19 protein-coding genes, 1 tRNA gene, 2 rRNA genes and 1 pseudogene (1 of these 23 running past the window's edge) are annotated in these 23859 nt (G+C 55.9%); 10 read left to right on the forward strand and 13 right to left on the reverse strand.

Annotated elements, in window-relative coordinates; genetic code table 11:
- From ABDK74_RS10285 to ABDK74_RS10295, 3 genes are all read left to right on the forward strand, one after another.
- Window positions 1–1623: ribosomal RNA gene (locus ABDK74_RS10285) — 23S ribosomal RNA — on the forward strand; it begins 1114 nt to the left of the window's first position.
- Window positions 1624–1708: 85 nt separating this feature from the next.
- Window positions 1709–1823, forward strand: a 5S ribosomal RNA gene (rrf, locus tag ABDK74_RS10290).
- 48 nt (window positions 1824–1871) lie between these two features.
- Window positions 1872–1945: transfer RNA gene (locus ABDK74_RS10295), tRNA-Met, on the forward strand.
- A 190-nt stretch (window positions 1946–2135) separates the two neighbouring features.
- On the opposite strand, the gene ABDK74_RS10300 is transcribed toward ABDK74_RS10295, so the two are convergent.
- Together ABDK74_RS10300 and ABDK74_RS10305 are read right to left on the reverse strand one after the other, a co-directional pair.
- Window positions 2136–2849, reverse strand: a complete 714-nt coding sequence (locus ABDK74_RS10300; protein ID WP_346003717.1) for a response regulator transcription factor — start codon at window positions 2847–2849, stop codon at window positions 2136–2138.
- Window positions 2846–5752, reverse strand: a complete 2907-nt coding sequence (locus ABDK74_RS10305; protein ID WP_346003718.1) for an ATP-binding protein — start codon at window positions 5750–5752, stop codon at window positions 2846–2848. The genes ABDK74_RS10300 and ABDK74_RS10305 overlap by 4 nt, the downstream gene beginning before the upstream one ends.
- A 350-nt stretch (window positions 5753–6102) precedes the next feature.
- On the opposite strand from ABDK74_RS10305, the gene ABDK74_RS10310 reads away from it, so the two are divergent.
- From ABDK74_RS10310 to ABDK74_RS10320, 3 genes are all read left to right on the forward strand, one after another.
- Window positions 6103–8535: a TonB-dependent receptor gene (locus ABDK74_RS10310; protein WP_346003719.1), complete on the forward strand. Its 2433-nt coding sequence runs from the start codon at window positions 6103–6105 to the stop codon at window positions 8533–8535.
- A gap of 144 nt (window positions 8536–8679) precedes the next feature.
- Window positions 8680–9837, forward strand: coding sequence for an MBL fold metallo-hydrolase (locus tag ABDK74_RS10315; RefSeq protein WP_346003720.1), 1158 nt, complete (start codon window positions 8680–8682; stop codon window positions 9835–9837).
- Between the two features lie 36 nt (window positions 9838–9873).
- Window positions 9874–10794 carry a LysR family transcriptional regulator gene (locus tag ABDK74_RS10320; RefSeq protein WP_346003721.1) on the forward strand — a complete coding sequence of 307 codons (921 nt, stop codon included), beginning with the start codon at window positions 9874–9876 and terminating at the stop codon, window positions 10792–10794.
- On the opposite strand, the gene ABDK74_RS10325 is transcribed toward ABDK74_RS10320, so the two are convergent.
- The 7 genes from ABDK74_RS10325 to ABDK74_RS10355 all read right to left on the reverse strand — a co-directional run bounded on the left by ABDK74_RS10325 (window position 10758) and on the right by ABDK74_RS10355 (window position 15701).
- Window positions 10758–11192 carry a CopG family transcriptional regulator gene (locus ABDK74_RS10325; protein WP_346003722.1) on the reverse strand — a complete coding sequence of 145 codons (435 nt, stop codon included), beginning with the start codon at window positions 11190–11192 and terminating at the stop codon, window positions 10758–10760. The two genes, ABDK74_RS10320 and ABDK74_RS10325, sit on opposite strands and share 37 nt — an antisense overlap.
- Before the next feature lie 115 nt (window positions 11193–11307).
- Window positions 11308–13104 (reverse strand): DUF3363 domain-containing protein, encoded by a 1797-nt coding sequence (locus ABDK74_RS10330; protein ID WP_346003723.1) that lies wholly within the window; start codon window positions 13102–13104, stop codon window positions 11308–11310.
- Between the two features lie 244 nt (window positions 13105–13348).
- Entirely contained in the window at window positions 13349–13966 is a 618-nt protein-coding gene (locus ABDK74_RS10335) for a lytic transglycosylase domain-containing protein (protein ID WP_346004209.1), read from the reverse strand.
- Between the two features lie 46 nt (window positions 13967–14012).
- Window positions 14013–14351: a DUF736 domain-containing protein gene (locus ABDK74_RS10340; protein WP_346003724.1), complete on the reverse strand. Its 339-nt coding sequence runs from the start codon at window positions 14349–14351 to the stop codon at window positions 14013–14015.
- Window positions 14348–14887 carry a S26 family signal peptidase gene (locus ABDK74_RS10345; RefSeq protein WP_346003725.1) on the reverse strand — a complete coding sequence of 180 codons (540 nt, stop codon included), beginning with the start codon at window positions 14885–14887 and terminating at the stop codon, window positions 14348–14350. The genes ABDK74_RS10340 and ABDK74_RS10345 overlap by 4 nt, the downstream gene beginning before the upstream one ends.
- Window positions 14884–15378, reverse strand: a complete 495-nt coding sequence (locus ABDK74_RS10350; protein ID WP_346003726.1) for a DUF2840 domain-containing protein — start codon at window positions 15376–15378, stop codon at window positions 14884–14886. Before ABDK74_RS10350 ends, ABDK74_RS10345 begins: the two co-directional genes overlap by 4 nt.
- On the reverse strand, window positions 15375–15701 hold the full coding sequence (locus ABDK74_RS10355) for a helix-turn-helix domain-containing protein (protein WP_346003727.1): 327 nt from the start codon (window positions 15699–15701) through the stop codon (window positions 15375–15377). The genes ABDK74_RS10350 and ABDK74_RS10355 overlap by 4 nt, the downstream gene beginning before the upstream one ends.
- 254 nt (window positions 15702–15955) lie before the next feature.
- On the opposite strand from ABDK74_RS10355, the gene ABDK74_RS10360 reads away from it, so the two are divergent.
- Window positions 15956–16960: a hypothetical protein gene (locus ABDK74_RS10360; protein WP_346003728.1), complete on the forward strand. Its 1005-nt coding sequence runs from the start codon at window positions 15956–15958 to the stop codon at window positions 16958–16960.
- Between the two features lie 44 nt (window positions 16961–17004).
- Window positions 17005–17562 (forward strand): hypothetical protein, encoded by a 558-nt coding sequence (locus ABDK74_RS10365; protein WP_346003729.1) that lies wholly within the window; start codon window positions 17005–17007, stop codon window positions 17560–17562.
- 32 nt (window positions 17563–17594) lie between these two features.
- On the opposite strand, the gene ABDK74_RS10370 is transcribed toward ABDK74_RS10365, so the two are convergent.
- The 3 genes from ABDK74_RS10370 to ABDK74_RS10380 all read right to left on the reverse strand — a co-directional run bounded on the left by ABDK74_RS10370 (window position 17595) and on the right by ABDK74_RS10380 (window position 20447).
- A complete protein-coding gene (locus ABDK74_RS10370; protein ID WP_346003730.1) occupies window positions 17595–18755 on the reverse strand; it encodes a site-specific integrase in 1161 nt (386 codons plus the stop codon).
- A 390-nt stretch (window positions 18756–19145) separates the two neighbouring features.
- Window positions 19146–19616, reverse strand: a complete 471-nt coding sequence (locus ABDK74_RS10375; protein ID WP_346003731.1) for a hypothetical protein — start codon at window positions 19614–19616, stop codon at window positions 19146–19148.
- A gap of 198 nt (window positions 19617–19814) precedes the next feature.
- Window positions 19815–20447 (reverse strand): recombinase family protein, encoded by a 633-nt coding sequence (locus tag ABDK74_RS10380; protein ID WP_346003732.1) that lies wholly within the window; start codon window positions 20445–20447, stop codon window positions 19815–19817.
- A 41-nt stretch (window positions 20448–20488) separates the two neighbouring features.
- Here ABDK74_RS10380 and ABDK74_RS10385 point away from each other — a divergent pair.
- Together ABDK74_RS10385 and ABDK74_RS10390 are read left to right on the forward strand one after the other, a co-directional pair.
- Window positions 20489–21148, forward strand: a pseudogene (locus ABDK74_RS10385) (FkbM family methyltransferase); the annotation flags it as partial.
- A 108-nt stretch (window positions 21149–21256) separates the two neighbouring features.
- The gene (locus ABDK74_RS10390) at window positions 21257–22633 is read left to right on the forward strand and encodes an IS1182 family transposase (RefSeq protein ID WP_346003733.1); all 1377 of its coding nucleotides are present in this window, start codon (window positions 21257–21259) and stop codon (window positions 22631–22633) included.
- Between the two features lie 294 nt (window positions 22634–22927).
- On the opposite strand, the gene ABDK74_RS10395 is transcribed toward ABDK74_RS10390, so the two are convergent.
- The gene (locus ABDK74_RS10395; RefSeq protein WP_346003734.1) at window positions 22928–23842 is read right to left on the reverse strand and encodes a hypothetical protein; all 915 of its coding nucleotides are present in this window, start codon (window positions 23840–23842) and stop codon (window positions 22928–22930) included.
- Window positions 23843–23859: the final 17 nt, after the last annotated feature.

Consider the following 23859-nt stretch of genomic DNA (forward strand, 5'->3'; position numbering starts at 1 on the left):
TAACGGGGCTCAAGCCACGTGCCGAAGCTGTGGGTGCATTCTTTAGAATGCGCGGTAGCGGAGCGTTCCGTAAGTCTGCGAAGGAGACGGGGTGACCCTCTCTGGAGATATCGGAAGTGCGAATGCTGACATGAGTAGCGACAAACAGTGCGAGAAACACTGTCGCCGAAAGTCCAAGGGTTCCTGCGCAAGGTTAATCCACGCAGGGTGAGCCGGCCCCTAAGGCGAGGGCGAGAGCCGTAGTCGATGGGAACCAGTTTAATATTACTGGGCCTGCCAGAAGTGACGAATGAGAGATGTTGTCTGTCCTTAACGGATTGAACAGGCTTTTCAATCATTCCAGGAAATAGCTCTGGCGTATAGACCGTACCCGAAACCGACACAGGTGGACTGGTAGAGAATACCAAGGCGCTTGAGAGAACGATGCTGAAGGAACTAGGCAAATTGCTCGTGTAACTTCGGGATAAACGAGACCCGCTCGTGGGCAACCATGGACGGGTGGCACAGACCAGGGGGTAGCGACTGTTTAGTAAAAACACAGGGCTCTGCGAAATCGTGAGATGACGTATAGGGCCTGACGCCTGCCCGGTGCCGGAAGGTTAAGAGGAGGTGTGCAAGCACTGAATTGAAGCCCCGGTAAACGGCGGCCGTAACTATAACGGTCCTAAGGTAGCGAAATTCCTTGTCGGGTAAGTTCCGACCTGCACGAATGGCGTAACGACTTCCCCACTGTCTCCAGCATCGACTCAGCGAAATTGAATTCCCCGTGAAGATGCGGGGTACCCGCGGTCAGACGGAAAGACCCTATGAACCTTTACTGCAGCTTTGCAGTGGCATCAGAGACATTCTGTGTAGGATAGGTCGGAGGCTTTGAAGCCCGGGCGCCAGCTCAGGTGGAGCCATCCTTGAAATACGACCCTGAATTTTTCTGATGTCTAACCGAGACCAGTAAGCCTGGTCCGGGACCCTGCATGGTGGGCAGTTTGACTGGGGCGGTCGCCTCCCAAAGTGTAACGGAGGCGCGCGATGGTGGGCTCAGGCCGGTCGGAAACCGGCTGTCGAGTGCAATGGCATAAGCCCGCCTGACTGTGAGAGTGACAGCTCGATCAGAGACGAAAGTCGGCCATAGTGATCCGGTGGTCCCACGTGGACGGGCCATCGCTCAACGGATAAAAGGTACTCTAGGGATAACAGGCTGATCTCCCCCAAGAGTCCACATCGACGGGGAGGTTTGGCACCTCGATGTCGGCTCATCACATCCTGGGGCTGGAGCAGGTCCCAAGGGTTCGGCTGTTCGCCGATTAAAGTGGTACGTGAGCTGGGTTTAGAACGTCGTGAGACAGTTCGGTCCCTATCTGCCGTGGGTGTAAGAGACTTGAGAGGATTTGTCCCTAGTACGAGAGGACCGGGATGAACATACCTCTGGTGCACCGGTTGTCACGCCAGTGGCACAGCCGGGTAGCTAAGTATGGACGGGATAACCGCTGAAAGCATCTAAGCGGGAAACCCACCTCAAAACTAGGTCTCATAGAGCCGTGAAAGACCATCACGTTGATAGGCCGGGTGTGAAAGTGCAGTAATGCATGCAGCTAACCGGTCCTAATCGCTCATACTTCTCACATCAAAACACATGCACAGAAATCAGCCACACTCTCTTCACACCGCACCAACCTCCACCCTCTCTCAAAAGACAGGGTGGGCTGGAAGACCTGGTGGCCATTGCGAGGGCCCTACACCCGATCCCATCCCGAACTCGGCCGTGAAATCCCTCAGCGCCTATGATACTGCACCTTAAGGTGCGGAAAAGTCGGTCGCCGCCAGGTCCCCCAGCCCACTCACATAACCCAAAAAACCAACATCAATCACACCACCGCGGGGTGGAGCAGCCCGGTAGCTCGTCAGGCTCATAACCTGAAGGCCGCAGGTTCAAATCCTGCCCCCGCAACCGTGAATTTCGTTTAATATCAAACGCTTAGGCCGCCCGTAGGGCGGCCTAAGCGTTTCCACACCCACAACTGGAATCATATAGGAATCATCCGGAAGCGAATTCCAGCGTAGCAGACGCGCGCGGGGCGGGGCTCTCGTGGGTTTGAGGGCACGAAGATGGAGGAAGAACTTCTTCAGCCTATAGCCAATCATCGGACGATTTGCGTACGTAACGCATAGCCTTGGTTCCGGATCGTCAAAATCTCTGGGAAAGCTTTACCCAAGGGAACTGTTTTGTGCCGCAGTCTCGCGACGATAACGTCGACAGTTCGCGTGTTGGGACTGGTTGCCGAGCCTGCAGAGATTGCTTCAGCGAGTTCGTCCCGACTGCATGGAGCGCCTGCCTTTGAGAGCAAAAGAAGGAGCAGAGCGAATTCGCCGCCCGTAAGGGGGACTGCTTCGGCGCTTTTCCCTTCGATCTGGCGCATGACCAGATTGATGTGATGTTCTCCGATTGGCACTCTCGGCCTTGCCTTGAGAACGGCCTCTTTCGCCCGACGTCGGGCGACGGATCTCACACGGGCGGCGAGTTCTCTAAGATTGATCGGCTTGGTGATGTAATCATCGCCGCCGTCGTCCAGCGCTCTGACCCGGTCGCTCTGACTGTCCTTCGACGTCACATAGATCAGGCCGGCCTCATCCTGGATGCGGAGTCTTTCGGCCATTTCACGTCCATCGCCATCTTGAAATACGATGTCGAGAATGACGATATCGGCATAGACCGTGGACCATATCTCCTCAAGCTCGCTCAGAGACAGCACCGATTGGACCTGATGACCACACGCTCTCAGATAGTCAGACATCAACTCGACGATCTCTGGGACATCGTCGGCGACGAGAATCGACAAAGCCCGGTTGTTCATCGTTCCACTTTCCTGCCGCCATCTGCCGTATTCTGAAGGGTACGGATGACCGATTTCAGGACGAGTTGCAGGCGATCGAGCAAGAAACCGTCTGTCGTGTCGGTCTTGATCGCGTGTTCCACCCGATCGCAGCAGTTTTCGAGTTCGCGATAGCCGAAAGTGGCCGCGCTCCCCTTCAGGCGATGGACGGCTCGCCTCATGCGCGTCATGTCGCCGACCGACCGGGCGTCCTCCACGTCAAGGGCACATTCGATGCAAGTGTGCGCAAAAGCGGGGGCAGCTCGCCTGATCGCTTGCCGGGCTATACTGTCCTGATAGGAAGGTGAAAGATCCCCGTTTCCGAGCACCAGCCTAAGCGCATCGAGCAATTCGTCAAAATTCACCGGCTTGGCCACCACGCTATCCACGCCCGCGGCGAGATAGGCCTCGACGTCCTCCGCCATCACGCTGGCCGTGACCGCGATGACAGGCGTGAGGGCTGCCACAGGGGATGTGTGCTGTCGCAATGCCGAAAGTACCTCCAATCCCGACGTACTGCCCAGGTTCATGTCAAGGAGGATGACATCGACGTCGGTGCGTTCCAATTCGGCGACGCATTGGGGAGCCGAATCGGCGCAAACGCAGGAAAAGCCCAAAAGAGCGAGATAGTCGGACATCATGATTCGTGCCTCGGGACTGTCATCGACGATCATGATCGTCACCCCGGTCCCTATGGGCTCCCATGCAGTGCCGTCCGTTGCCCCGCCGCCCTCCTTCTTCCGCCACGGGAGAGCGACCTCGAAGCGAAATATACTTCCACCGGTCGGTTTGGTGCCAACCGAAATATCGCCTCCCATCGCGCGTGCGAGTTGCTTCGAGATCGCGAGACCGAGACCCGCGCCCGAAAAATTTTGCGTCCGCTCGCCTCGCCCGAACTCTTCGAAGATACGATCCATGTCGGTGGCGGCGATTCCTGGCCCCGTGTCAGCGATCTCCACATGAAACGACGATCTGTCAGGGGATATGATTTCGACACGGGCCACCATCTCGACCGTGCCGGACAGTGTGAATTTCACAGCATTGTTGAGGATATTGGACAAGATTTGATGAATACGGGGAGCATCACCTTCCAACGTGACGTCGGCGCAGGCGATCCGACTCTCGAAAAGGAGATTTTTCCCCGCACATTGTGACGCATGGATGTCCGACAGTTCCTTGAGAAGAGCGCCAGGATCGAATGGTTCCGACCGCAAGTGTGTGGCGTTCGATTCGAGTCGAGCCATATCGAGAATATCATCCAACAAAGCGACGAGCTTGCTGCCGATGCTCCTGATGGTATCAAGCGACGCAGCCATCTCCTTGTCTAGCAGTCGGCGCCGCAACAGCGTCGCGGTGCCGAGAATGACGTTGAGCGGGTTCCGGACCTCATGGCTCAGATGGGATAGGAAGCGTGTGCGAATCTGGAGTGTTCGCTCGGCTTGGACCTTGGCGTGCTCGAGCCCCTCGATCGCGGCGCTAAGCGCGACGGTACGTTCTTGCACGCGGGCGTCGAGTGTCCTGTTTGCGGCGGCCAAATCGACGGAAAGATTCCGTGCGTGAGCGAGCGCTGTCGAGAACTGCCTTCCCTTGAGTGCGACATGCGCGCACATCAGGATCAGAGCGCCGGTTGGCGCGAGCTCGGTTACCGGCATGTATTTTCGATATTCGACGAAGTCATGAAGCATCATCTCGATAAAGATGACCAGGCCACAGGTCAGAATGATCGAGCCGCGTTCATTGCGGATTTCAGAAAGCATTAGGACGAAAAGGAAATATATCGCGCACGAGGCCGAATAAAAAAAGTTATAGAAATCATGACCCATAAAGAGATTTTCCGGAAGTGTACAAATCGCAATTGTGCCAGACAGGCTTGCAAGATCGATAATCCATCCGATCAAAGGTGGTCCGGAATTCCTCAATTCATCTCGAAGGACACGAGAGTAGAGCGGCCAAACCAGAAAGACGCACAGCATCTCCAATCGATAAACGACATCAGAATCGACGCTGCTCACCATCTTCGGTAAAAGTCCGGTCGTGCATACTTCCCGAATGATGAAAATGCACAGAAGACACGCGAGCCAGAATGAGCCGCGCGCATCGTCCGCCCTGCCGAAAGCCATGGTAAAGACCAGCATCGACAAAAGGGCACCTGCAATCAGGGCTGCGCCGACCAACTCCCCTTCCCGCCTCTGACGCATGACGAAGTCGCCACCGAGCAGAACATGTTTCGCAATGCCGCCCATTTCGTTCTGGTGGTTGGAAACCTCGATGGCTATCGCCGTCCTCTGTCCGACGACCCTGATCGGAGCGATTCCCGTTAATGCACGTGCTTGTTCGTGGTCCGCCGAGAGAGACGGGTGGCCGATCGAGGCCAGCAACTCTCCATCCGCCCAGATGTTCAGGGCCGATCTGGGGTCGGGCACCTCAAGAATGATCCGTTCGCAGTCTACAGGCAGCGTGGCCGTCAGCCGATAGGTGACGGCGCCTCGGCCATCGGAAAGATTTAGGTTCGGCGCTTGCCGCCAAAACCCGGGGACCTGCATCAAGGTCCAACCGAAAGGCGAGAAAGGTCTGGCGCGTGAGGAGGCGGTTAAGCCGGCAAGTGTGTTTCCTATAGCTTGCCACTCCCCATCCAATGCAACCGGGCTGCGGCAATCCCACGAGGAGAGATCAACCGTTCCCCCGATCACAGGGGCAATGCGATACGGACGATCGATCAGGAATAACAGCGCGCCTATCCCCGCAATGCCGATGACCGTCGCCAGTTTTGCGGCTACGCTTATGGCTTTGCGCTCCGCACTGAAACGTCCAAGGCGGCGGCCAATTGCGAAGGGGAACCAAGCACTTTCGCGTCCCCGCGATCGGGGTGGGGTTGAACTGCGCACGATGGTTCGCCTCTGAGGGAGAGATGCCGAAAGCATGCGCCATGTTGTATCGGACGCGAGCATCCGACCATGACCAATGGATGCGAATCTGCAAGAGGCGATATCGCGTTTAAGTGGAAATCCAAGAATTTAGTACAAGCAGAAGAAATATGACAGTTTTGTTTAATAAATGACCGTTAACAAATGGTCCGAAGGAGCGTCGTATATCAATCGTGGTTAATAAACAGTGGTAATCGTGCCGCATGGTAATCAAAATACGAAAAGAAACATCCAGTCAGACGAGACTTGACGTTGAGAGATCGGTGATCTTGCGCCCTGCGCCCACACCCTAACTTGATGGATGGTGTTCGATGACCCGCCGAATAGACACTCGCTTTCTATCCCTTTTGCTCGGTATCGGGGCGATTGCGCCCGTGGTGGCATGGAGCGGTACCGCCCAGGCCGATACCACGGAAAGCCGCAACCCGCGTCCTCCGAGGCCAGCGGCTCAGAAGGTCTCGGCGCACAAGACGGCGCCAATAAACACGAATGCATCCGTTCCTGAACAGATCACTGTTGTGGCACGCACCAATCGGGGACGGACGCCAGGTGCAGGCTTACTCCCCGCCCAGACCGAGGCGAGAGCCGTTCAGGAAGTGACGCGCGAATATATTGCCAAGCAGTCTCCGACCAATAATATTCAGCAGCTTCTTACAATGCTACCGGGCGCCAACATCTCGAATACCGACCCGTACGGGCTGTATAATGGCGCGGCCAACGTTCGCGGGTTCGCTCAGACCGATATCGGCTGGACCCTGGATGGAGTGCCGCTGAATGACATAGGCGGTGGAGGATTTTACGCTCAGGAAGTTCTGGAAGCGGAAGATCTCTGTTCGGTCAGTCTGATTCCCGGTGGGGTGGATCTCGACTCACCGACCGTTAATGCGGCTGGAGGTCTCGTCAAGGCCACAATGTGCTCGCCGACTCAGAAGCGCGGCGCGCTCATGGACGTCTCGTTCGGTGCTTACGATATGAAGCGCCAATTCATACGGCTCAACTCCGGCGAAATTGGCAATACCGGCGTGCGCGGAATGTTTTCTTTCAGTCATACGACGGCCGACAACTGGCGAGGTGCCGGTGGCGCTGAAAAATTTCATTATGATTTCAAGGCGATCAAGGAATTCGAGTCCGGATCGAGCATTGGTTTGATGGTGTCTTATAACGATCAGACCAATGACAATTATCTTTACCCGTCTCTTACCGCTTACGAGCAGTCTGGTTATAGCAATAATTATACTCCGAGCTACGCAGGGGCGAATGCAACTGGCGCGAAGTATTACAAGCTGTATGTTAATCCCTTCCGTGACGTCATCGCCTCGGCCCCTATCCACGTCGCCGTGACTCCGAGTCTTTCGATCGATGAAACGCCTTATATCTGGTACGGCTCAGGATCGGGCAGCGGAGGATTGTTCGCCAATAGCAGCAACCTCTATTATGGCGGCCAAAAAGCTGACGTGACGCTCAATGGTACAGGCTCGTCCGCAGTGGTGTTTGTTCCCGGCACATCGGTGCAACTGCGGCCAGGAAACACGCTGAAGCTGCGTTGGCACGTCGACAATCATAACATTTTCGAAATCGGCTGGTGGTATGAATACTCCAACGAGGTTGCGGCTTCCTCCCTCGCAAGAGTTAATCAGTCGACCGGCGAGCCTTATGACATTTGGGGCACACAGGGTTTGTATACGCTTCCCAACGGAAGGCCTTATTCGTATCGAAATATCCTTACTCTGACGCAGGCGAACATGCTGTTCCTCGGTGACAGCATGAATTATTTCAATGATCGTCTGCATATCGATCTCGGTTTCAAAGAAGCCATGGTGACACGGCGGACCTATAATTACGTTCCGGGAACAACTTATAACCGGAATCTCCACACCGCTCTTCCGCTTCCTTCGGTGGGGGCCAGTTGGCGGTTCAATAAAGAGCATCAGATCTATATAAACGGGACCACGAATTTCAGGATGCCGAGCAATACGTCGCTCGTGGACTATCGAAACAATATGTCTGCCAGCCTTTCACAAGTAGGCGGATCGTCGCAGCCGGAGTACTCGATTGCCGAAGAAATCGGATATCGATATTCTGGAAAGGTAGTTTCCGGGTCGATTTCGTTCTTCAACTACAATCTTACCAACAGGCAGTTGTCTCTACTGTACTACGACAACGGGTCAACCTACATGCGGACGGTCAACGCCGGAGGACAGACCTCCCGTGGGGTAGACATCCAAGTGGCGACACGTCCCATCCTGTATCATCTGCGGCCCTATGTGTCTTTCGAATATCTTGATGCGCGCATCGGCAATAACATCCAAACGACCGGCACCCTGAATGAGAAGACAGTGGTCGATTATCTCCCCACAAAGGGAAAAATACAGATCCAAAGCCCAAAGGTGCAAGCGGCATTTGGTCTTGATTACGACGATGGCAAATTCTTTTTCAACGGACAGATCAAGTACATCGGAAGCCAGTATTCTACCTTCATGGATGATAACAAAATTCCCGGCTATATCACGGACTCGATCGCGCTCGGCTATCGCTTGCCGAACCTTGGCATCGTGAAATCGCCTCAAATACAGGTCAATATGTCCAATCTGACGGGCGCGCATTTCAGAAATGGTGTCTATACGTTCCAGACAAATGCAAAAGCAACAAAGGGCGTCTATGGGAGTACGATTTCGGGAAGGGCTCCTGCGTATTATCTTCAGCCGCCGTTTGTGGCGTCGGTAACGCTTTCAGCGGGGTTTTGAACCATGACTGATAAAATTACACGCCGTGGTTTGATCGGGGCGACGATGAGTCTGGCTACATGTCATGAGACGGTGCGCGCCGCGTCAACGGCGTTGAGTCGTCAACGTGGCTTGGGCACTCTGCCTCCCCGCAAGGACGGAGAGATGGATATTCATCATATCGACACGGCTCGCGGAAACGCGACGCTGATTGTCGCACCTGATGGAACGTCTATCCTCGTCGACTGCGGGGCCAGCGCGGAATCGTTCGAAACGTCTTCGCCGACACGGCCGAACACGACAAAGCGCGCCGGGCAGTGGGTGGCGGAATATCTCAAGGCAAACGGCGTCTCGACACTGGATTATTGCGTGGCAACGCATGTACATCCCGATCACGTCGGCGATGTCACAGCAGATTCTCCCTGGAACGCAGATCGGAGTTATCGACTTACGGGAATCAGCGATGTTGACGCGGTAGTCCCTATTCGGCGCTTCGTCGATCGCTGTGCAGCTTTCCCACGGGTGGCGCCATCCGAATATGCTCCCCCGGACATGCCGTTCGCAAAAAACTGGAGGGCATTTCTGGCGTCCAAGCAAAGAGAGGGACGTGTTATCGAAGCGCCAGCCGTCGGGTTGGATGAACAGATACGGCTAGGGCAATCGGCGGCGGGCTTCCCAGCGTTCTCGCTTCGGTTCATTGGTGCGAACGGGTACGTCTGGGATCGCGATCACAATCGGGTCCGTTATGTTTTTGCCGAAGGCAGATCCGATCAAGACAGAGGCGTGCGGCCCGACGAGAACGCGCTGTCCATGGCGTTTCGTCTCGAATATGGGAACTTTTCCTATTATTCGGGGGGAGACCTTATCTGCGATACCCGTGGCGGGAAATACCCGTGGCTGGACACCGAGACGCCTGTAGCCCGTGCGACAGGCAAAGTCGATGTCGCAGTCGCAAATCATCATGCGTACTTCGATGCCTGTGGGGAGGGGTTTACCCGGAATCTGGATGCGCAAGCCTACGTTGCCTTTTCGTGGGACGTCGGCCATCCCGATCCTGCTCCATTACAGCGTTTGCTCAATGGTTGGCCGGGTGAAAAAATAAAAGATGTTTTCCTAACCGGCACTCAACCTTGTGCAGAACTGGTTTCTCGTCGCTTCATGAAATTGGTGAAATCGAAGCAGGGACATGTTGTCGTGCGCGTAGATAAGAATGGAGATAAATTTAGAATTTTTGTTATTGATAGTGGTTATGCAACTTCAAATATTATTTCTTATAGAAGTGATTATTTTAGAGTAAATATATCTGCAAGCGATAGAATATAAAATATTGTGTGCCTAAAACCGAAAAAATCCGCATAAATGATGCGTGATTGCAGCTTCAGCATTCGTGATCTGCGTCGGACGATCGCGCTGGCGGAGCACCGGAGCTTTCGCCGCGCGGCCTTGGCGCTGGGTCTGGATCAGGCGACGCTGACCCGCGCGGTCACGGCGTTGGAGCACGGCACGCGGATCAGGATTTTTGAGCGGTCGCAGAAAGGCGCTCAGGTCACGGAAGAGGGCGCGGAGTTCCTGACGATCGCGGCAGGCGTGCTGGTCAGCATGGATCAGGCGATGACGCGGTTGCGTCTGCGCCATCGCGGTGAGGCAGGAACGTTGCGGCTGGGCGTGCAGACTTCCTTTGCGGCCGGCCCGATCGCGGGCCTGCTGGCACATTACGAGGCGGCCTGTCCCGAGGTGGAAATTCAGTTGACCGACGATGCGCGGGACGGGCTGCTGTCGGACCTGGCGGCGGCGCGGTTGGATGCCGTGATTGTCGCCTCGGGACAAGGCGGATGGCCGGGGGCGCGGGCGATCCTTGGCCGTGAGCGGTTACTGGTAGCCATGGCGGCCGATCATCCGCTGGCTCGGCGGGAGATCGTCACCTGGGAGGCGTTGGCGGGTTGTGTGTTCCTCGTGCCGAGCAAGGAAGCGGGGGCGGAGATGTTGCATCTGCTCGCGCGTCATGGCGTGGCGTCCGATCGGATCGCGCTGCATGACGCGGGGATCGACCGGCTGCTGGCGATGCTTCGTTGGCGAGGGAGCGTAATGATTGTCACGCAGGGGACGGCCGGGCTGACGGTGGAAGGAACCGCGTATCGTCCGTTGTTTGCGGATGGTGAGGCGGAGGCACTGCGCTACACGCTTTTCTGGCGCGGGCACGAGGAAAGCCCGGTTGTGACGCGTTTCGTGGAACTGGTGCGTGGCTATGGTTGGGACGATGCTTCGCCTCCCGGTGCCTGACGCATGGCGGGAATATCGAGCGGGATGAAGGATCGCCCCTGAGAAAGACGCCGCCCCAGCGTGTCCAGAAACCGGGCGAAGCGTTCCTGCCCCAGCGCATTGGCGGCGGCCTGGGCTTCGGTGGGCAGGGGCGGCATCTGCCCCAGCCAGAAGCGGATGAACAGGGCATGGGTTTCCAGCGCGATCATCAGGTCGCGCTCCTGGCGCTGCATGTGGCGTGTCAGCCGGTCCAGCCGCCGTGTCAGGGCCGCTTCGGTTTTCTCAGCACTGTCGGGTGACAGGAGCGAGGCGACCGCTGCTTCCACCACGGCGGAGCGCGTCACCTTCCGGCGTGCGGCAAGATCGCCGATCTGCGAGATCATGGCGACGGGCAGGGAGACGTTCAGGCGGTCACGCATGGAAATCCTCCATGAAAAGTCATGATGTGACCGAACGATTTTTTCAGAAACAAGATCGAAATCGGGTTTGTCGTATCGGGGCGAGCCATGACGTAAAAGGAACGGGCAACGTGGTTTACATGCTGATCCCGAGATCGCGTTTGCGGTCCTGTCGCCAGTCGACTCCCCCGTCATCGCGGGCGACGCCATCGACATGCCGGTCGTGCTGCTTTTCCAGCGACGGTGCCCAGGGCACAAGCTGAAAGCCCAGACCGTTGTCGATCATGGCGAAGCGCCCCGAGGACAGGCTGAGACGTTTCACATACTGGCCGGTGACAAAGTGGCCCGGAATGCTGCGCTCATAAGTCAGCCCGCTTTCCTTCGCGAGTTTCGCGCCCACCTGATCCAGTTCCTGCTGACGCAGCGTCGCTAGGAGATTGCGCTGATTGCGCGCGGACCCGTCATGTTGGAACGATGCCAGCCCGCGCTCTGCAAGATGCCGGGTCCGCTCCTGCATCGCCTGCCGCACCTCGGCCCCGAAGCCGGTACGGGCGAGGTCCATGGGCTGGCGTTCCACCAGCCGATGATCCAGCCATGTCGCACCCGGCGCTTTGACCTGAGCGGCAAGGTCCAGATCGGAACGCGCGGACAGCACCAGATAGTCCTTGCAGCTGCTCTTGCCGGTGACGGTCCGCACCTCAACGATGCCGCCATCGGGCGGGGCGTCGCGGAAGGCTTCGACGCCGGGGAAGCGGACATGATGCACGCGTCCGTCCGTGGCGTCGATCACGGCATAGGCTTCGCCGGTCAGTTCGTTGTGCAGATCGCGTTCCAGCAACCGCCCCGTCAAGGCGATGGGCTGATCGTGCCCCGGGATCACGTAATCACCGGGAGAGATCACCCTGTCATGGTCGCGCCTCGTCATGGCACGGTGCATGGTTTTGATGATGTCGCCGCGCGCGCCCATCTCGTGCAGCGTGTCCGCCATGCCGGGCGTGAGCGCCCAGCATCCCGATCCTTCCGGCGTAGCTAGTCCCATGCGCTCAAGCGTTTGCGCCCTACCAGCGAAAAGGGTGCGATGTATTGCATCATTCTCAAGACCACGCGCGCTCCCAGAGCCGGGCCGCAGGTCCACGATCCCCAGATCATCAGCATGACGCTGCAATTCGGCATCAAGCCGGGTCCAGCGCTCCGCCGTCACGTCCCGACGGAGAGCCATTTCGATTTCGTGTTCGGCACGCGGGCCAAGCTCCAGCGACACCAGATCCTCCGCTCGCGAACGCAGGCCATGGCTGATATAGTCGCGGGCGATCACCAGATCGGCCCCGGCCTGATCCACGCCGCGCACGAGCAGATGTACATGCGGATTGTCGGTGTTCCAGTGCGACACGGCGGCCCAGTCCAGCCGCGCGCCGAGATCGGCTTCCATCTGCTGCACGAGATCACAGGTGAAGCCGTCGAGGTCCGCCATCTCCGGCGCGTCCTCGGGCGAGACGATGAAGCGGAAATGATGCCGGTCGTCTTTGCAGCGCGCGGCAAAATCCTGTGCGTCCACCTCCTGACCATCCGGCCCGAACAGATGCGCTTTCTCGCCGTCACGGGTGACGCCATCGCGGCGTAGGTAGGCGAGGTGATCGGCCAGCGATCCGGGACGCGCGCCGCGCCCGGTCTGTCGCACCACGCGGGCCTTGACGGTGACGCGGCGATGGGCGTCGAACAGGCGGCTTCTGCCAAACCGGGAATGGCCTCGCCCGAAGGTCGAGGGGCTGGAGCGCGGACCGTAACTTTTTCCCCTTCCGGAGCTGCCGCTACTGCCTCCGCCCGCGCGTCGGGAGGCATGGAGCACCTGCGCCAGAAAGCTCCGGGGACGGGCCGCATTGCCTCTGCTCCGGATGCGGCCGGGACGGACGTGGAAACCCTCGTCACGGGCCATCAGAACCTCCCTGTGCAGGAAAACCCCGTAGAAAAGCAGCACATAATCCAAAACCCTGCACACGACCGACCCAGCCTGCACACCAGAAGACGAAGCGCGACCGCGCTTTGCCGTCCGCCGTGGCAGGCCGTTTTATCTTGCCTTCCCTTTCCTTCATGTTTCCCGATCCCCCCAACTTCCGACGCACACCCGAACCGCTCCCGATAGGATGGCAGTTTCCCCCGCCCGTGACGTAAAACCCTCGTCATGGCGCGCGCCTTTGCGAAACGGAGACGAACAGGCCATGAGGTGGGGCTACAAATCGCATCACGTGATCAGAAACAGGCATCACTTCCAGCGCATTCTGGACGACGGTTTGGGATGCAAACGGGCCGACGAAAAGCGGACTCCCAAACGGCGTTTCGCGTGGCGTTCGTGCTGCGAAATCCGTGTCAGAAACCGCGCCCCTGACCGTCTTCCCACGCAGCAGTCCGATGACTTTGGCGACGTATTTTCTCGTCTCGTTGGGCAGCGCTTTTCCTGCTGTCAAAAGCTGTTCATACCTTCCGGGACCAGCATTATAGGCAGCGAGAAAACCCGCATCGCCGTAGCGGTCATGCAGCCAGCGAAGATACGCCCCACCTGCGACGATATTGTCGTGCGGATCGTATGCATCGGCCCCCAGTTTCAACGCCGCGCGCAGTTCCCGCCACGTGTCGGGCATGATCTGCATGAGGCCCATCGCACCCTTCGGTGATACCGCAGAAGCATCACCCTGACTCTCCGCGCGCATCACCGCCGTGATCCATGCGGACGGGATGTTCGCCCGCGTGGCCGCCTCGCTGACATAGGCATCGAATGGCACGGCGCTGGTAGTCTGCATGGGGATGGCAAACCCGCCGCAGACTACCAGCACACCAAGCGCGTTTTTAACGTGACGCATGACGCGGATCAGGTCGGTGCCAGACCAGCCGGAAACTGTCGGAACCATCACGCTCGGGCATCAGCCGGGCACGCAACGGAGAAGCAAACAGCGGGTCGTCGATCAGCACGGCCAGCCACAGGCCGATGCGCTCATTCTGTCGTACCCAGGCGCAGCCAACCTGCGCGGCCCCGTCCTCCAGACCACGCAGGACACGATAATCGGGGGCGTTTTCGGATGTGCGGTTTTCGTTCGGAACGATGGAGAGATCGTCGGCCAGAAGGAAGGTGGTGATCTGCCCGAAAAACCCGTTGGTCGTGTGCGTAAACGTGCCAAGATGGATCATGACCGATCTCCTTTTATGTGGGGAGCATGAGAAGCGGGAAGCCAGAGCGGGACCGCGCGCCCGATCACGGCGCTTGCTGGAAGCGGGCCGAAATACCGTCCATCGAGGCTGCGCGGTTCCGCCGGGTTCATGACGAAAATCTCGCCGGGCGAAAGACGATGACAGCCCTGCCAGACGGGCAACGGGCGTCCGCGATGATCGTTGTCGAGCGCATCGCCAGCATGGTCGCCGTCGATTGTGACACTGTCTTTGGCCCGGCACACGTTTTGCCCCGGCAAGGCCGCAACGGGCTTCAGAAGCGGGATGCCGAACGGCAGATACCCGCGCGACGACAAGAGTAGCGCCAGCCGGTCGGGCAACCGGATCGCGGTGATATCTCCGACATGCAGGGCGCTACCGGGTTGCACCCGATACAGCCCGATGGGAACGCTGGCCGTCTCGTTCCACAACAGCCGGGGCGCGACATGCAGAGACGCCGACGCCGTGACGATGGCGATCCCGGTGAGCGTCGCGGCCAAGACGGAACGCTGGGTCATGACGCGAGCCTCTTGCGCGCCAGCCATGCCTTGTGCATGGCGCGCGTATAGGGACGGGAGGCTACATTGGTGGCGATGCGCCCATTGAGGGCGCGCCAGTGATCGGGACAGATGTCGGCGGGGTGCAGCCCCAGTTCCTCGATGGCGTCGATCTCTTCCAGCACGCGGCGGACTCTGGGCCACCCGGACACGTCGAGCAGCAATTCGCCGCCAGGGCGTACGAAAGGTATCGTCTGGAAGGCGGCCCCCGGTTCCACCACGCGCACGATGTCGAAGCAGGAGACAACGGTCCCGTAATCGTTGGCGGTCCAGCGGATGAAGCCGAACACGCTGCCGGGCGTGAAGGCGACCAGACGGCGGCGCTTGTCCAACACCTTGTCTGAGACCGGCTGACCAAAGCGCAGCCAGTGTTCGACGCGTTTCTGGATGAAGGTCAGTTCCACCGTGCTCAGGCCGAACAGGGCGTCGTCGGAGGCGTCTACGTCGGTCATGACCTGTTCCTCCATGATGCCCGGTTGCGGAGTGCGGCGACAAAATTTTCATCGGAAGTGCTGTTGCAGCGGTGACGTTGCAGCCAGTTCTCGACATCCTGCCGGGCGTAGAGGACACGGGTGCCGATTTTCAGGAATGGTGGCCCGTCGCCAATGCAGCGGTATTTTTCCAGGGTGCGGATGGAAACGCCGATCAGATCGGCGGCTTCGCCACTGCGCAGATAGGGGCGCTGGATACGGGCCGGTGCGGTCAGGGCGCGCGGTGGCGTCTGTGTTGCTGGGGCCGGAGGCTGTTCCGGTTTTGGTTCGGGTCTCGTGGTCATGGAAACCTCCCTTGTCGATGCGGTCCGCTTCGGGGGTGAAGCGGTGCCGGTAAGGGGAGGCTGACGGGAAAAAAGCTGTCTGGGAGTGGAGGATATGATGTGCGCGAATTTCTCCACCCCAAAAGCGTAATGGGGCGCAGGATAAGGGCGGGTCTGTTACAGACCTGCTGTGCACATCAGATTTTGTTCATCCAGATACTTGCGAAGGAGCGGAAAGCCCTGCATCAGAAATGTAACTGGAGGTGTCGAGCGCGATGACTGAACGAAAGTCCCTTACTGTTCATTACCGGCGGATGGATGATCCGGTCGGAGCGCTCAATGGCGCGACTTTAGAAGCTAGTATTCGGAATGCGATAGCCGATCAATTTGAGGGTGGTTCTCTCGGCGAGCATTGGAGGCGCCGGGCGTGGCAGGTTCCGCCGGACCATTCTGATACGCTGCTAATGAATATATATCAGGATGATGGTACAAGTTTTTTTGGTGATCTGACGATATATACGAGGGGATTTATGCAGGCATTGCTGCATAATGAAGAAGACGTGGCTATGCTTCCAGTAGAACAGCAACCTCCACCGCAAGGGCGCGAATATATTCATTCGATGATGTTCTGGTTGGTTATCGGTAATCACGTGATGACCATCCAAAGTAGATCTCTTTCTACGAAACATCTTGAACAGTACATGACGTGGTTGTTGAGCGAGCGAACCCAGCAGATGAGGTCTGATGGCCATATCATTCTGACAGCTAAATTCGATAGTGAAGAGGTTGGTGGAAATTTAGATGATGTGCGCGAGATTATAATCGGAGGTACTGGGGCAGTGGAAGCGGCTCCGGCCCGGCTCCCTGATGGAATAACAAGGGAACGTGCTGTTGATCAGCACGTTGATGTCGATGCACGTCGGTCATGGGGTGATCGTGCTATTGATGTTCTTCGAGCAATTATGAGCAATGAAGCTGACGTTCAAAAGTTGCTTGGAAGCATTCCAGAAGGAGCCGATTTGGATGTGTCTGTCCACATTGGGTATAAAACGAGAAAACGTCGCGTAAGTCGTGCTCCTATGCAGCAGGCTCTTAGAAATTTGCCGGAAGGAGAAATCACGGCGATAGGAAAGAGCGGGCGTCTAACGGGGAAAGATATTCGCCTTAGTTTTCCGGTTCGTGTTTTATCCAATGGAAATCTTCTTGATCCAATAGATGTTAGGGCTAAACTTCTGTCTGCATATGAATACTTTGTTGAAAACGGAAAAATTGAACCATAAGGACCATTAACATGAGGTGGGCCTTAAAGAAGTGGGATTTTTTTGTGTCGACTGCATTGGCAGTTATAGGAGGAATTTACCTAAAAAATGATGCGGTTAAAGATATAACCGGAGAATTGATAACATTTTTTAGTATTCAAAGTGCAGTTATTCTTCCGGCAATGATTTTTTCTGCGGGTATACTTAAGCCTGATGGTTTGGAATTAGAAGATGCTGATAGATACCATCGCGCGTTGAAGATGCAAATGGTATTTTGGGTGGTTTTGCTGGCTTTGGATTTTATCGCTGTCGTTGCTTTGATAGCAGGGAAAGCGTTGGCTTGGAAATTGGTTCTGCCGATTTTCGGAACGAATAGACATGTAGATTTAGGCTGGATTTTTCCAACGGTGCTTTATTTTTCTGGCAGCTTGACGATTTTCAGAACTGTGCCTTTTGTGCAAGGAATTTTGAGTTTATTGGATCTTACTAGTGAGATGACGCAAAAAGCTATTAAGAGACGGAATAAAATGGAAATAACAGAAAGAACAACTCAAAAAACATCGGGCAAGATGGTTCTTCCTCCGGGTTACGGAGATATTATTTCTAGTGAAGATGATAGGTAGAATTTCGTCATTTATGCTTAATATATTCAAAGTTATCTTGGATTTCCGCAAGAATTCAATGCTTGGATAATGGTGTGTGCCACTTTGTCAGCTGTTTCTCTTACGGGATCAGTTTTAAGGTGAGCATACCGCGCGGTGGTCTGCACTTGCGTATGGCCCAGCAGCCGTCCGATCATGGTCAGGTCCGCGCCAAGCTGGAGCGCATCAGAAGCGAAGGAATGGCGGAGATCGTGGATGCGTAGCGTGTCCAGTCCAGCCCGCGCGCGCAGCCGCCGCCATGGTTTCTGGATGTCGGTCAGATACTGGCCCTCCACTTTCCCTGTGATGACATAAGGATTGCCTTCGATCCGGGGAATGTCCGCCAGCACGTCCAGCGCAGCCTTGCCGATAGGTACGACCTTGGCCCCGGTCTTGGAATCCGGCAGGCGCAGGACGCCCGCTCGGGCGTCCACATACTCCCATTTCAGCGTCTGGATTTCACCAAGGCGGCAGCCGGTGAGCAAGAGCAGGCGAATGCAGGTTGCGGCTTCCGGCTCGCCCTCGGCCTCGCGGAGCACCTTGCCCAGCCGGGCCAGTTCATCGGGTGTCAGGTAACGCTCGCGCTTCACTTCCCTGTAGCGCTTGACCTTCCAGCACGGATTGATCCCATCCGTCCGAACGCCCCACGTATCGGCTAGGGTGAACATGATCGACAAGACGCCCAGCACCCGGTTGGCCTGATAGGGCGTCTCTTTCAACCCCTGATGCAGTTCGACGACATCGGCGCGGGTCACGTCGATGACTTTGAGCATTCCGAGCTTGGGGGTAATGAACAGGTCCACGCAGCGGCGATATTCATATTGAGTCGAGGGCTTGCAATGAGAGGCGACGTGTTCGTCGAGGAACCGCTTGCCGAACTCCTTCATGGTCGCGGCGGCGCGGAGCCGGTCGCGCTGTGCGCCCGGATCGCTGCCCAGCCGGACATCGGACAGATGTTTCATCGCCTCGGTGCGGGCCTGATCTGGAGTGATCGGGCCATGCGGGCCAATGTTGACCCGCCGGATGCGTCCGCCAGCGCGGAACTGGGCGAGGTAGATTTTCCGGCCAGAAGGATGGACCCTGAGACCGAAGCCGCGAAGCTCGTCATCCCAGAGGAAGTATTCCTTGCCGGTTTTGGCAGCGGCCTCGACGGAACGTTTCGTGATCTTGACCATGCTCTTGCCTCCAGCGCCGGAATCACTGGAATCAAATAGGAATCATTTGGGGACGAAATCAGGCGATCCCGGTCAGGGGGAAGTGTACCCTATCTAGAGTAAAAACTTAAGGAAAACCGCCATTTATCGTGGAGAAATCGGCCATATGCGGTAATTGTGTAAGTATTAGACTGGAACTCATAACCTGAAGGCCGTAGGTTCAAATCCTACCCCCGCAACCAATGTATCCTGCACCAAGAACTTACTAAGAACGCCAGCATCAGGGTGATGCATGGCGTTCTTCCTGTTTGACGCAAATCCCAGCATTGCTGCAAGATCACCCTCAAGAAAAACCCCGAGTTCCCCATTCTCTGGAATGAGTTTGATCCGCGTGATCAGGGACCGGATCGCTTATGCTGTTTGTGTTCTGCTGACTTCATTCCGAAGACTCTCGTGGAGAGACGCGATCTTCTGTCGATACAGCTCCGCCATGTTGGGATGCAGCAGAGGCGGCGGGGAAGGCGCGTCGGCCAGTCGTGTTTCGATCTCCGCCTTGCGGGCTTCAAGTTGACCGATGCGGTCTTTGAGGCGTGATCCCGGGACGCCATCGAGAATAGCCTGAATGGCCTTGTCCAGTTCACGCTCGATTTTGGAGTGCTCAGATTTTAGAGCGATCAGATCGGCCCCTTGCTCCATCCGCAGACGGTTAACCTCACGCGTGAACTCGTCACAGAATTCTTTGAAGAGTGCGGGCTCCATCATCAGGGTTCGCAGACCGTTGAGCACGGATTTTTCCAGAACATCCCGACGGATCGCCAGGCGGTTCTCGCAGGTGCCCTTGTTTCGGGCGGTTGAGCAGCCGAGGTGATGTTGTGAGATCATCGAAAACCCACCCCCACAACAGCCGCATTTGATCAGGCCCGTCAGGAGATGGGTTGGACGTTGCAGGGCGTTGAGGGGGTGTGTGCCGGTGCCGCGGTTTTTTTGTGATCAGGTCGTTTTGCTCTGGCGGTCTTTGACCCCATCCCAGAGATCCTGCTCGATAATCCGGAGGTCAGGCACGTCCTGAAGAACCCATTCCTATTCATGGTTGAGGCGGGAGACGCGTTTCTTGGTGCTCGGGTCCTTAATGTAGCGCAAGCGGTTCCAGATCAGTCGTCCGATATAGAGTTCGTTGTTGAGGATGCCTGTACCGCGTTCCCGGCTGCCATTGATCGTTGACGGACTCCAGGCCCCTGACAGGGGACCGCGGTATCCTTCGGCATTGAGAGACAGGGCAACGGATTTGGGGGATTTTCCGTCGGCATAGTCCCGAAAGATCCGGCGGACGATCTGGGCCTGCTCGTCGTTAATGGCGCGCTCTCCGCAGATCGCCTCGCCATGGGTGTCGCGCTGTTTGACAACGTCATAGCCGTAGCACAGGCCACCACCGGATTTACCCTGTTCGACGCGGCCACGTAGCCCCCGGCGGGTTTTGTTGGCCAGTTCCCTGAGATACAGCGCATTCATCGTATCGGTCAGGCCGATATGGAGATGATTGATCTCACCCTCTGAAAGCGTGACGATTTTCACGCCAGCAAAACTCATCCGCTTGAACAGACCGGCGATATCTTCCTGATCGCGGGACAGGTGATCCATGGCTTCTGTCAGTAGGATCTGAAAGCGACCCGCATTGGCATCTGCGATGAGGTCCTGGATACCAGGACGGATCAAGGACGCTCCCGAAATTACCCGGTCGCTGTAACTGTCAACGATCGTCCAGCCCTGTTGATGCGACCCTGTTCGGGTTGAAGGTGCGGTTCTATCCGCAGGACAACCAGACGGAAGTAAAATCGGCGGTTTGTGGCGCGTGCTACAATCATCGTGAACTGAAATGGCTGCGGCGTCATCTGCCGAAAGGCAGGACGTTTGTGGCTGTCGGCGCGAATATGGGGTTTTTCTTCCTCTTTGCTGCCCAGCGGGAAGCCCGCGTGATCGCCGTTGAGCCGAACCCGGTGCTGTTCGAGCGTCTGACGACCAATATGAGGCTGAACGGGATGCGGGCCGATCTCTTGCGTGTGGCCGTGGGCGATCAGGACGGCTCTGCTCAGCTCGTGCAGGTGAACGGGGATTTCGGCGGTGGTCGGATCGGTACGGAACGCGGTGCCGCGGTGCGGATCCGTCCGCTTCTGAACATTCTGCAGGCCTGTGATGTCACAGTCGTGCATGTTCTGAAAATCGACATCGAAGGCTATGAAGACCGGGCGCTGCTGCCGTTTTTTCGCGAGGCGCCTGCGACGTTGTGGCCCGATCATCTCATCATGGAAGATACCGAGCATGGCCGGTGGGCCCAGGACGTTTTTCCGATGCTGCGGCGCTGTGGGTATGAACGCTGTTCCCGCAGTCGGGGGAATATTCTCCTCTCCAGGCTTTGAGGGGATCTGGAGAGGAGAAGCTTGTCAGCTATGGGGGATAGTGTTGAAAAAGTCTCGCTTGCTTTGAGAGTGAAGCACTGATTCACTCTTCGCAGGAGGAACCTGCCAATGATGGGTGATCGAACGAAAATACAGGAGGCACTGTTCTACGAGTTCCGTCTTGAAGATCATGTGCCATCTGGCCACCTTTTGCGTTCAATTGATCGCTTTGTTGATCTGGACGGCCTGCGTGAGCATCTTCGTCCATTTTACAGCGGCACGGGGCGGCCTTCGATCGATCCAGAGCTGATCATCAGGATGCTAATCGTTGGCTACGTGATGGGTATTCGATCCGAGCGACGGCTATGTGAAGAGGTCCATCTTAACTTGGCCTACCGGTGGTTCTGTGGCCTTGGTCTCAACGGCCCTGTACCTGATCATTCGACATTCTCGAAAAACCGGCACGGACGCTTCAGGGACAGTGATCTGCTTCGCCAAATGTTCGAAATGGCCGTCCGGCAATGCATCGCCGAGGGGCTGGTGGGCGGTGAAGGCTTTGCAGTCGATGCCAGCACAATCAAGGCCGACGCTAACCGGCAGCGCAGTGTTCCGAGCCCGGATAAGTTGCCAATCGAGGTAGCCCATCGTGCTGTGCAGGAGTATTTCTCGGTGCTGGACAATGCTGCATTTGGGTCTGCTACGCCCGTGCAACCAAAATATATCTCTCCGGTCGATCCTGCGGCACGTTGGAACGCTGCAAGCGGTGGCCTTGCTTATTATGCCTACTGCACAAATTACCTCATCGACCTTAAATCGGCTGTCATCATGGATGTAGAAACCACGACAGCCATCCGGCAGGCCGAGGTTACGGCGCAACGCCGAATGATAGAGCGTACGCAGGAAAAATTTGGAATATGGCCCGAAAGGCTTGCTGCGGATACAGCTTATGGATCCGCCGAAAATCTTGCTTGGCTGGTTCATGAGCGTGGCATAGAACCTCACATTCCGGTCTTCGACAAATCTGCCCGGCAGGACGGGACTTTCGAACGCCGAGATTTCACATATGACCGCGTGCACGATCTTTACGTCTGTCCTGGTGGACAGGAACTGAAGCAGCAGTGGCGCAAGATCAACTCGGATCGACCAAACACCCCTCCCGACAACCTCCTTCGATACCGTTCGTCGAAACTGGCGTGCGACGTATGCACTCTCAAACAAAAATGCTGCCCCAATCAGCCCAATCGTAAGGTTCTGCGCTCTGTTCATGAAGGTACTCGTGATATGGCCCGCGACATTGCCTTAACCGACGCCTATATTGTCTCCAGACGAGAACGAAAGAAGGTCGAAATGCTGTTTGCTCACCTCAAGCGCATTTTGAAGATCGATCGGTTGAGGCTCAGAGGACCAAACGGCGCCCGTGATGAGTTTCATCTCGCCGCAGCTGCCCAAAATCTCCGCAAAATGGCGAAACTGATACCTCCCGGAGCGCCTGCCTTATCCACCTGAGGCAAGAAAGCCGCATGCATATCGAAGTGGTTTGGCAACACCCTCACTCTTCACCATGAGTTTTTCAACACTATCGGGGGGAAGTGGAATGTCTGCTCCTAGGTCAAATCGTGCGAGAGCAGACACAAACGATTCCGTATTCATTTTTGAGCGGATCGTGAACAAATATAGAAGTGGGGCATGATAAGATTATTTACTTGTATTTTAGCATGTATCATATAATATTAGAAAATTATATCATTATGAATGTATAATATACATTCATAACTCTAATTTTGAAAATTCGCATATTTCTTACTGGGTCCCGCTTTGATCCATTCTTGTGACCATGAAGACACATTGATATTTTTCGTGTTCTTCAAAGTATTCTCGTTCAGCCGCACCGAAAGCTTCTAACATTCTTTCATCGGGCATAAAATCTAAACCGTTTGGAAGCCAAACATTTCTTAAAGCGCCTGATGTCGATAGCACAAATGGATCAGGAGTATGGCTAAAGGGAGGATTTCCTGTTCCGAAAGAAAGTGCATCATATCTATTTAACAGCATGATGCCATTGATTTGTGGAAACCAGTTTACAGCCCCAGATTCGTCTTTCACCCAAGTATTTTCAGTAAAAATCCCACATTCTGTGTCGAAAAGAAGAGATATGGCCCTATACATATCCTCGTACCAGAATAAAATTAGAATTTCAGCATGTATCTTTTCTTGATTGAATCCAATAAATTTCTCGCTTGCGCTTTCTAGAAAGCTACGAATGCTGTTATCTCTCGGGAGAGTTATACTTTTGTCAAACGACGATTTGATTTCGTCGAGATTTTTGTTTCTGACCACGATTTCCACAGCCGATCGCTTGCTTCTTTCTAGAAGAACGTATGGGCATTTTACTTCGAATAGATAGATTTTTTCTGGCGTCTTAACTAATAGATCTAGTCTCTTCCCATTACTACCTTCTGGTTCAATGATAAACGAAGAGCCTGGAGGCCAGTCCATGTTTAGGACCGTGCTGATGGCTGTTATCTCCGAAAGCTTCTGGATAACCTGCTCGAAGCTTTCTGTTTTTTTGTTTATATCTTTGTCCTGCGAAGCAGGGATACCTAATAACTCGTTCAAAAGTCTAATGCCGCTGCTTGGCAGAATCTTTTCACATCTTCCCAAAGCACGAATTAAATTTATGCCAAACGGGCTATTGGGGCGCGGGCAAAGATGCACGTCAAGAAAATGGCGAT

The sequence above is a fragment of the Gluconobacter sp. OJB genome, assembly GCF_039638275.1.
GTDB classification, from domain to species: domain Bacteria; phylum Pseudomonadota; class Alphaproteobacteria; order Acetobacterales; family Acetobacteraceae; genus Gluconobacter; species Gluconobacter cerevisiae.

Bases quoted from the DNA above. Each gene is read 5' to 3' on its own strand.
- ABDK74_RS10300 (WP_346003717.1), bottom strand. From the start codon at position 2,849: ATGAACAACCGGGCTTTGTCGATTCTCGTCGCCGACGATGTCCCAGAG.
- ABDK74_RS10310 (WP_346003719.1), top strand. From the start codon at position 6,103: ATGACCCGCCGAATAGACACTCGCTTTCTATCCCTTTTGCTCGGTATC.
- ABDK74_RS10315 (WP_346003720.1), top strand. From the start codon at position 8,680: ATGGATATTCATCATATCGACACGGCTCGCGGAAACGCGACGCTGATT.
- ABDK74_RS10320 (WP_346003721.1), top strand. From the start codon at position 9,874: ATGATGCGTGATTGCAGCTTCAGCATTCGTGATCTGCGTCGGACGATC.
- ABDK74_RS10325 (WP_346003722.1), bottom strand. From the start codon at position 11,192: ATGCGTGACCGCCTGAACGTCTCCCTGCCCGTCGCCATGATCTCGCAG.
- ABDK74_RS10330 (WP_346003723.1), bottom strand. From the start codon at position 13,104: ATGGCCCGTGACGAGGGTTTCCACGTCCGTCCCGGCCGCATCCGGAGC.
- ABDK74_RS10335 (WP_346004209.1), bottom strand. From the start codon at position 13,966: ATGCAGACTACCAGCGCCGTGCCATTCGATGCCTATGTCAGCGAGGCG.
- ABDK74_RS10340 (WP_346003724.1), bottom strand. From the start codon at position 14,351: ATGATCCATCTTGGCACGTTTACGCACACGACCAACGGGTTTTTCGGG.
- ABDK74_RS10345 (WP_346003725.1), bottom strand. From the start codon at position 14,887: ATGACCCAGCGTTCCGTCTTGGCCGCGACGCTCACCGGGATCGCCATC.
- ABDK74_RS10350 (WP_346003726.1), bottom strand. From the start codon at position 15,378: ATGACCGACGTAGACGCCTCCGACGACGCCCTGTTCGGCCTGAGCACG.
- ABDK74_RS10355 (WP_346003727.1), bottom strand. From the start codon at position 15,701: ATGACCACGAGACCCGAACCAAAACCGGAACAGCCTCCGGCCCCAGCA.
- ABDK74_RS10360 (WP_346003728.1), top strand. From the start codon at position 15,956: ATGACTGAACGAAAGTCCCTTACTGTTCATTACCGGCGGATGGATGAT.
- ABDK74_RS10370 (WP_346003730.1), bottom strand. From the start codon at position 18,755: ATGGTCAAGATCACGAAACGTTCCGTCGAGGCCGCTGCCAAAACCGGC.
- ABDK74_RS10375 (WP_346003731.1), bottom strand. From the start codon at position 19,616: ATGATCTCACAACATCACCTCGGCTGCTCAACCGCCCGAAACAAGGGC.
- ABDK74_RS10390 (WP_346003733.1), top strand. From the start codon at position 21,257: ATGATGGGTGATCGAACGAAAATACAGGAGGCACTGTTCTACGAGTTC.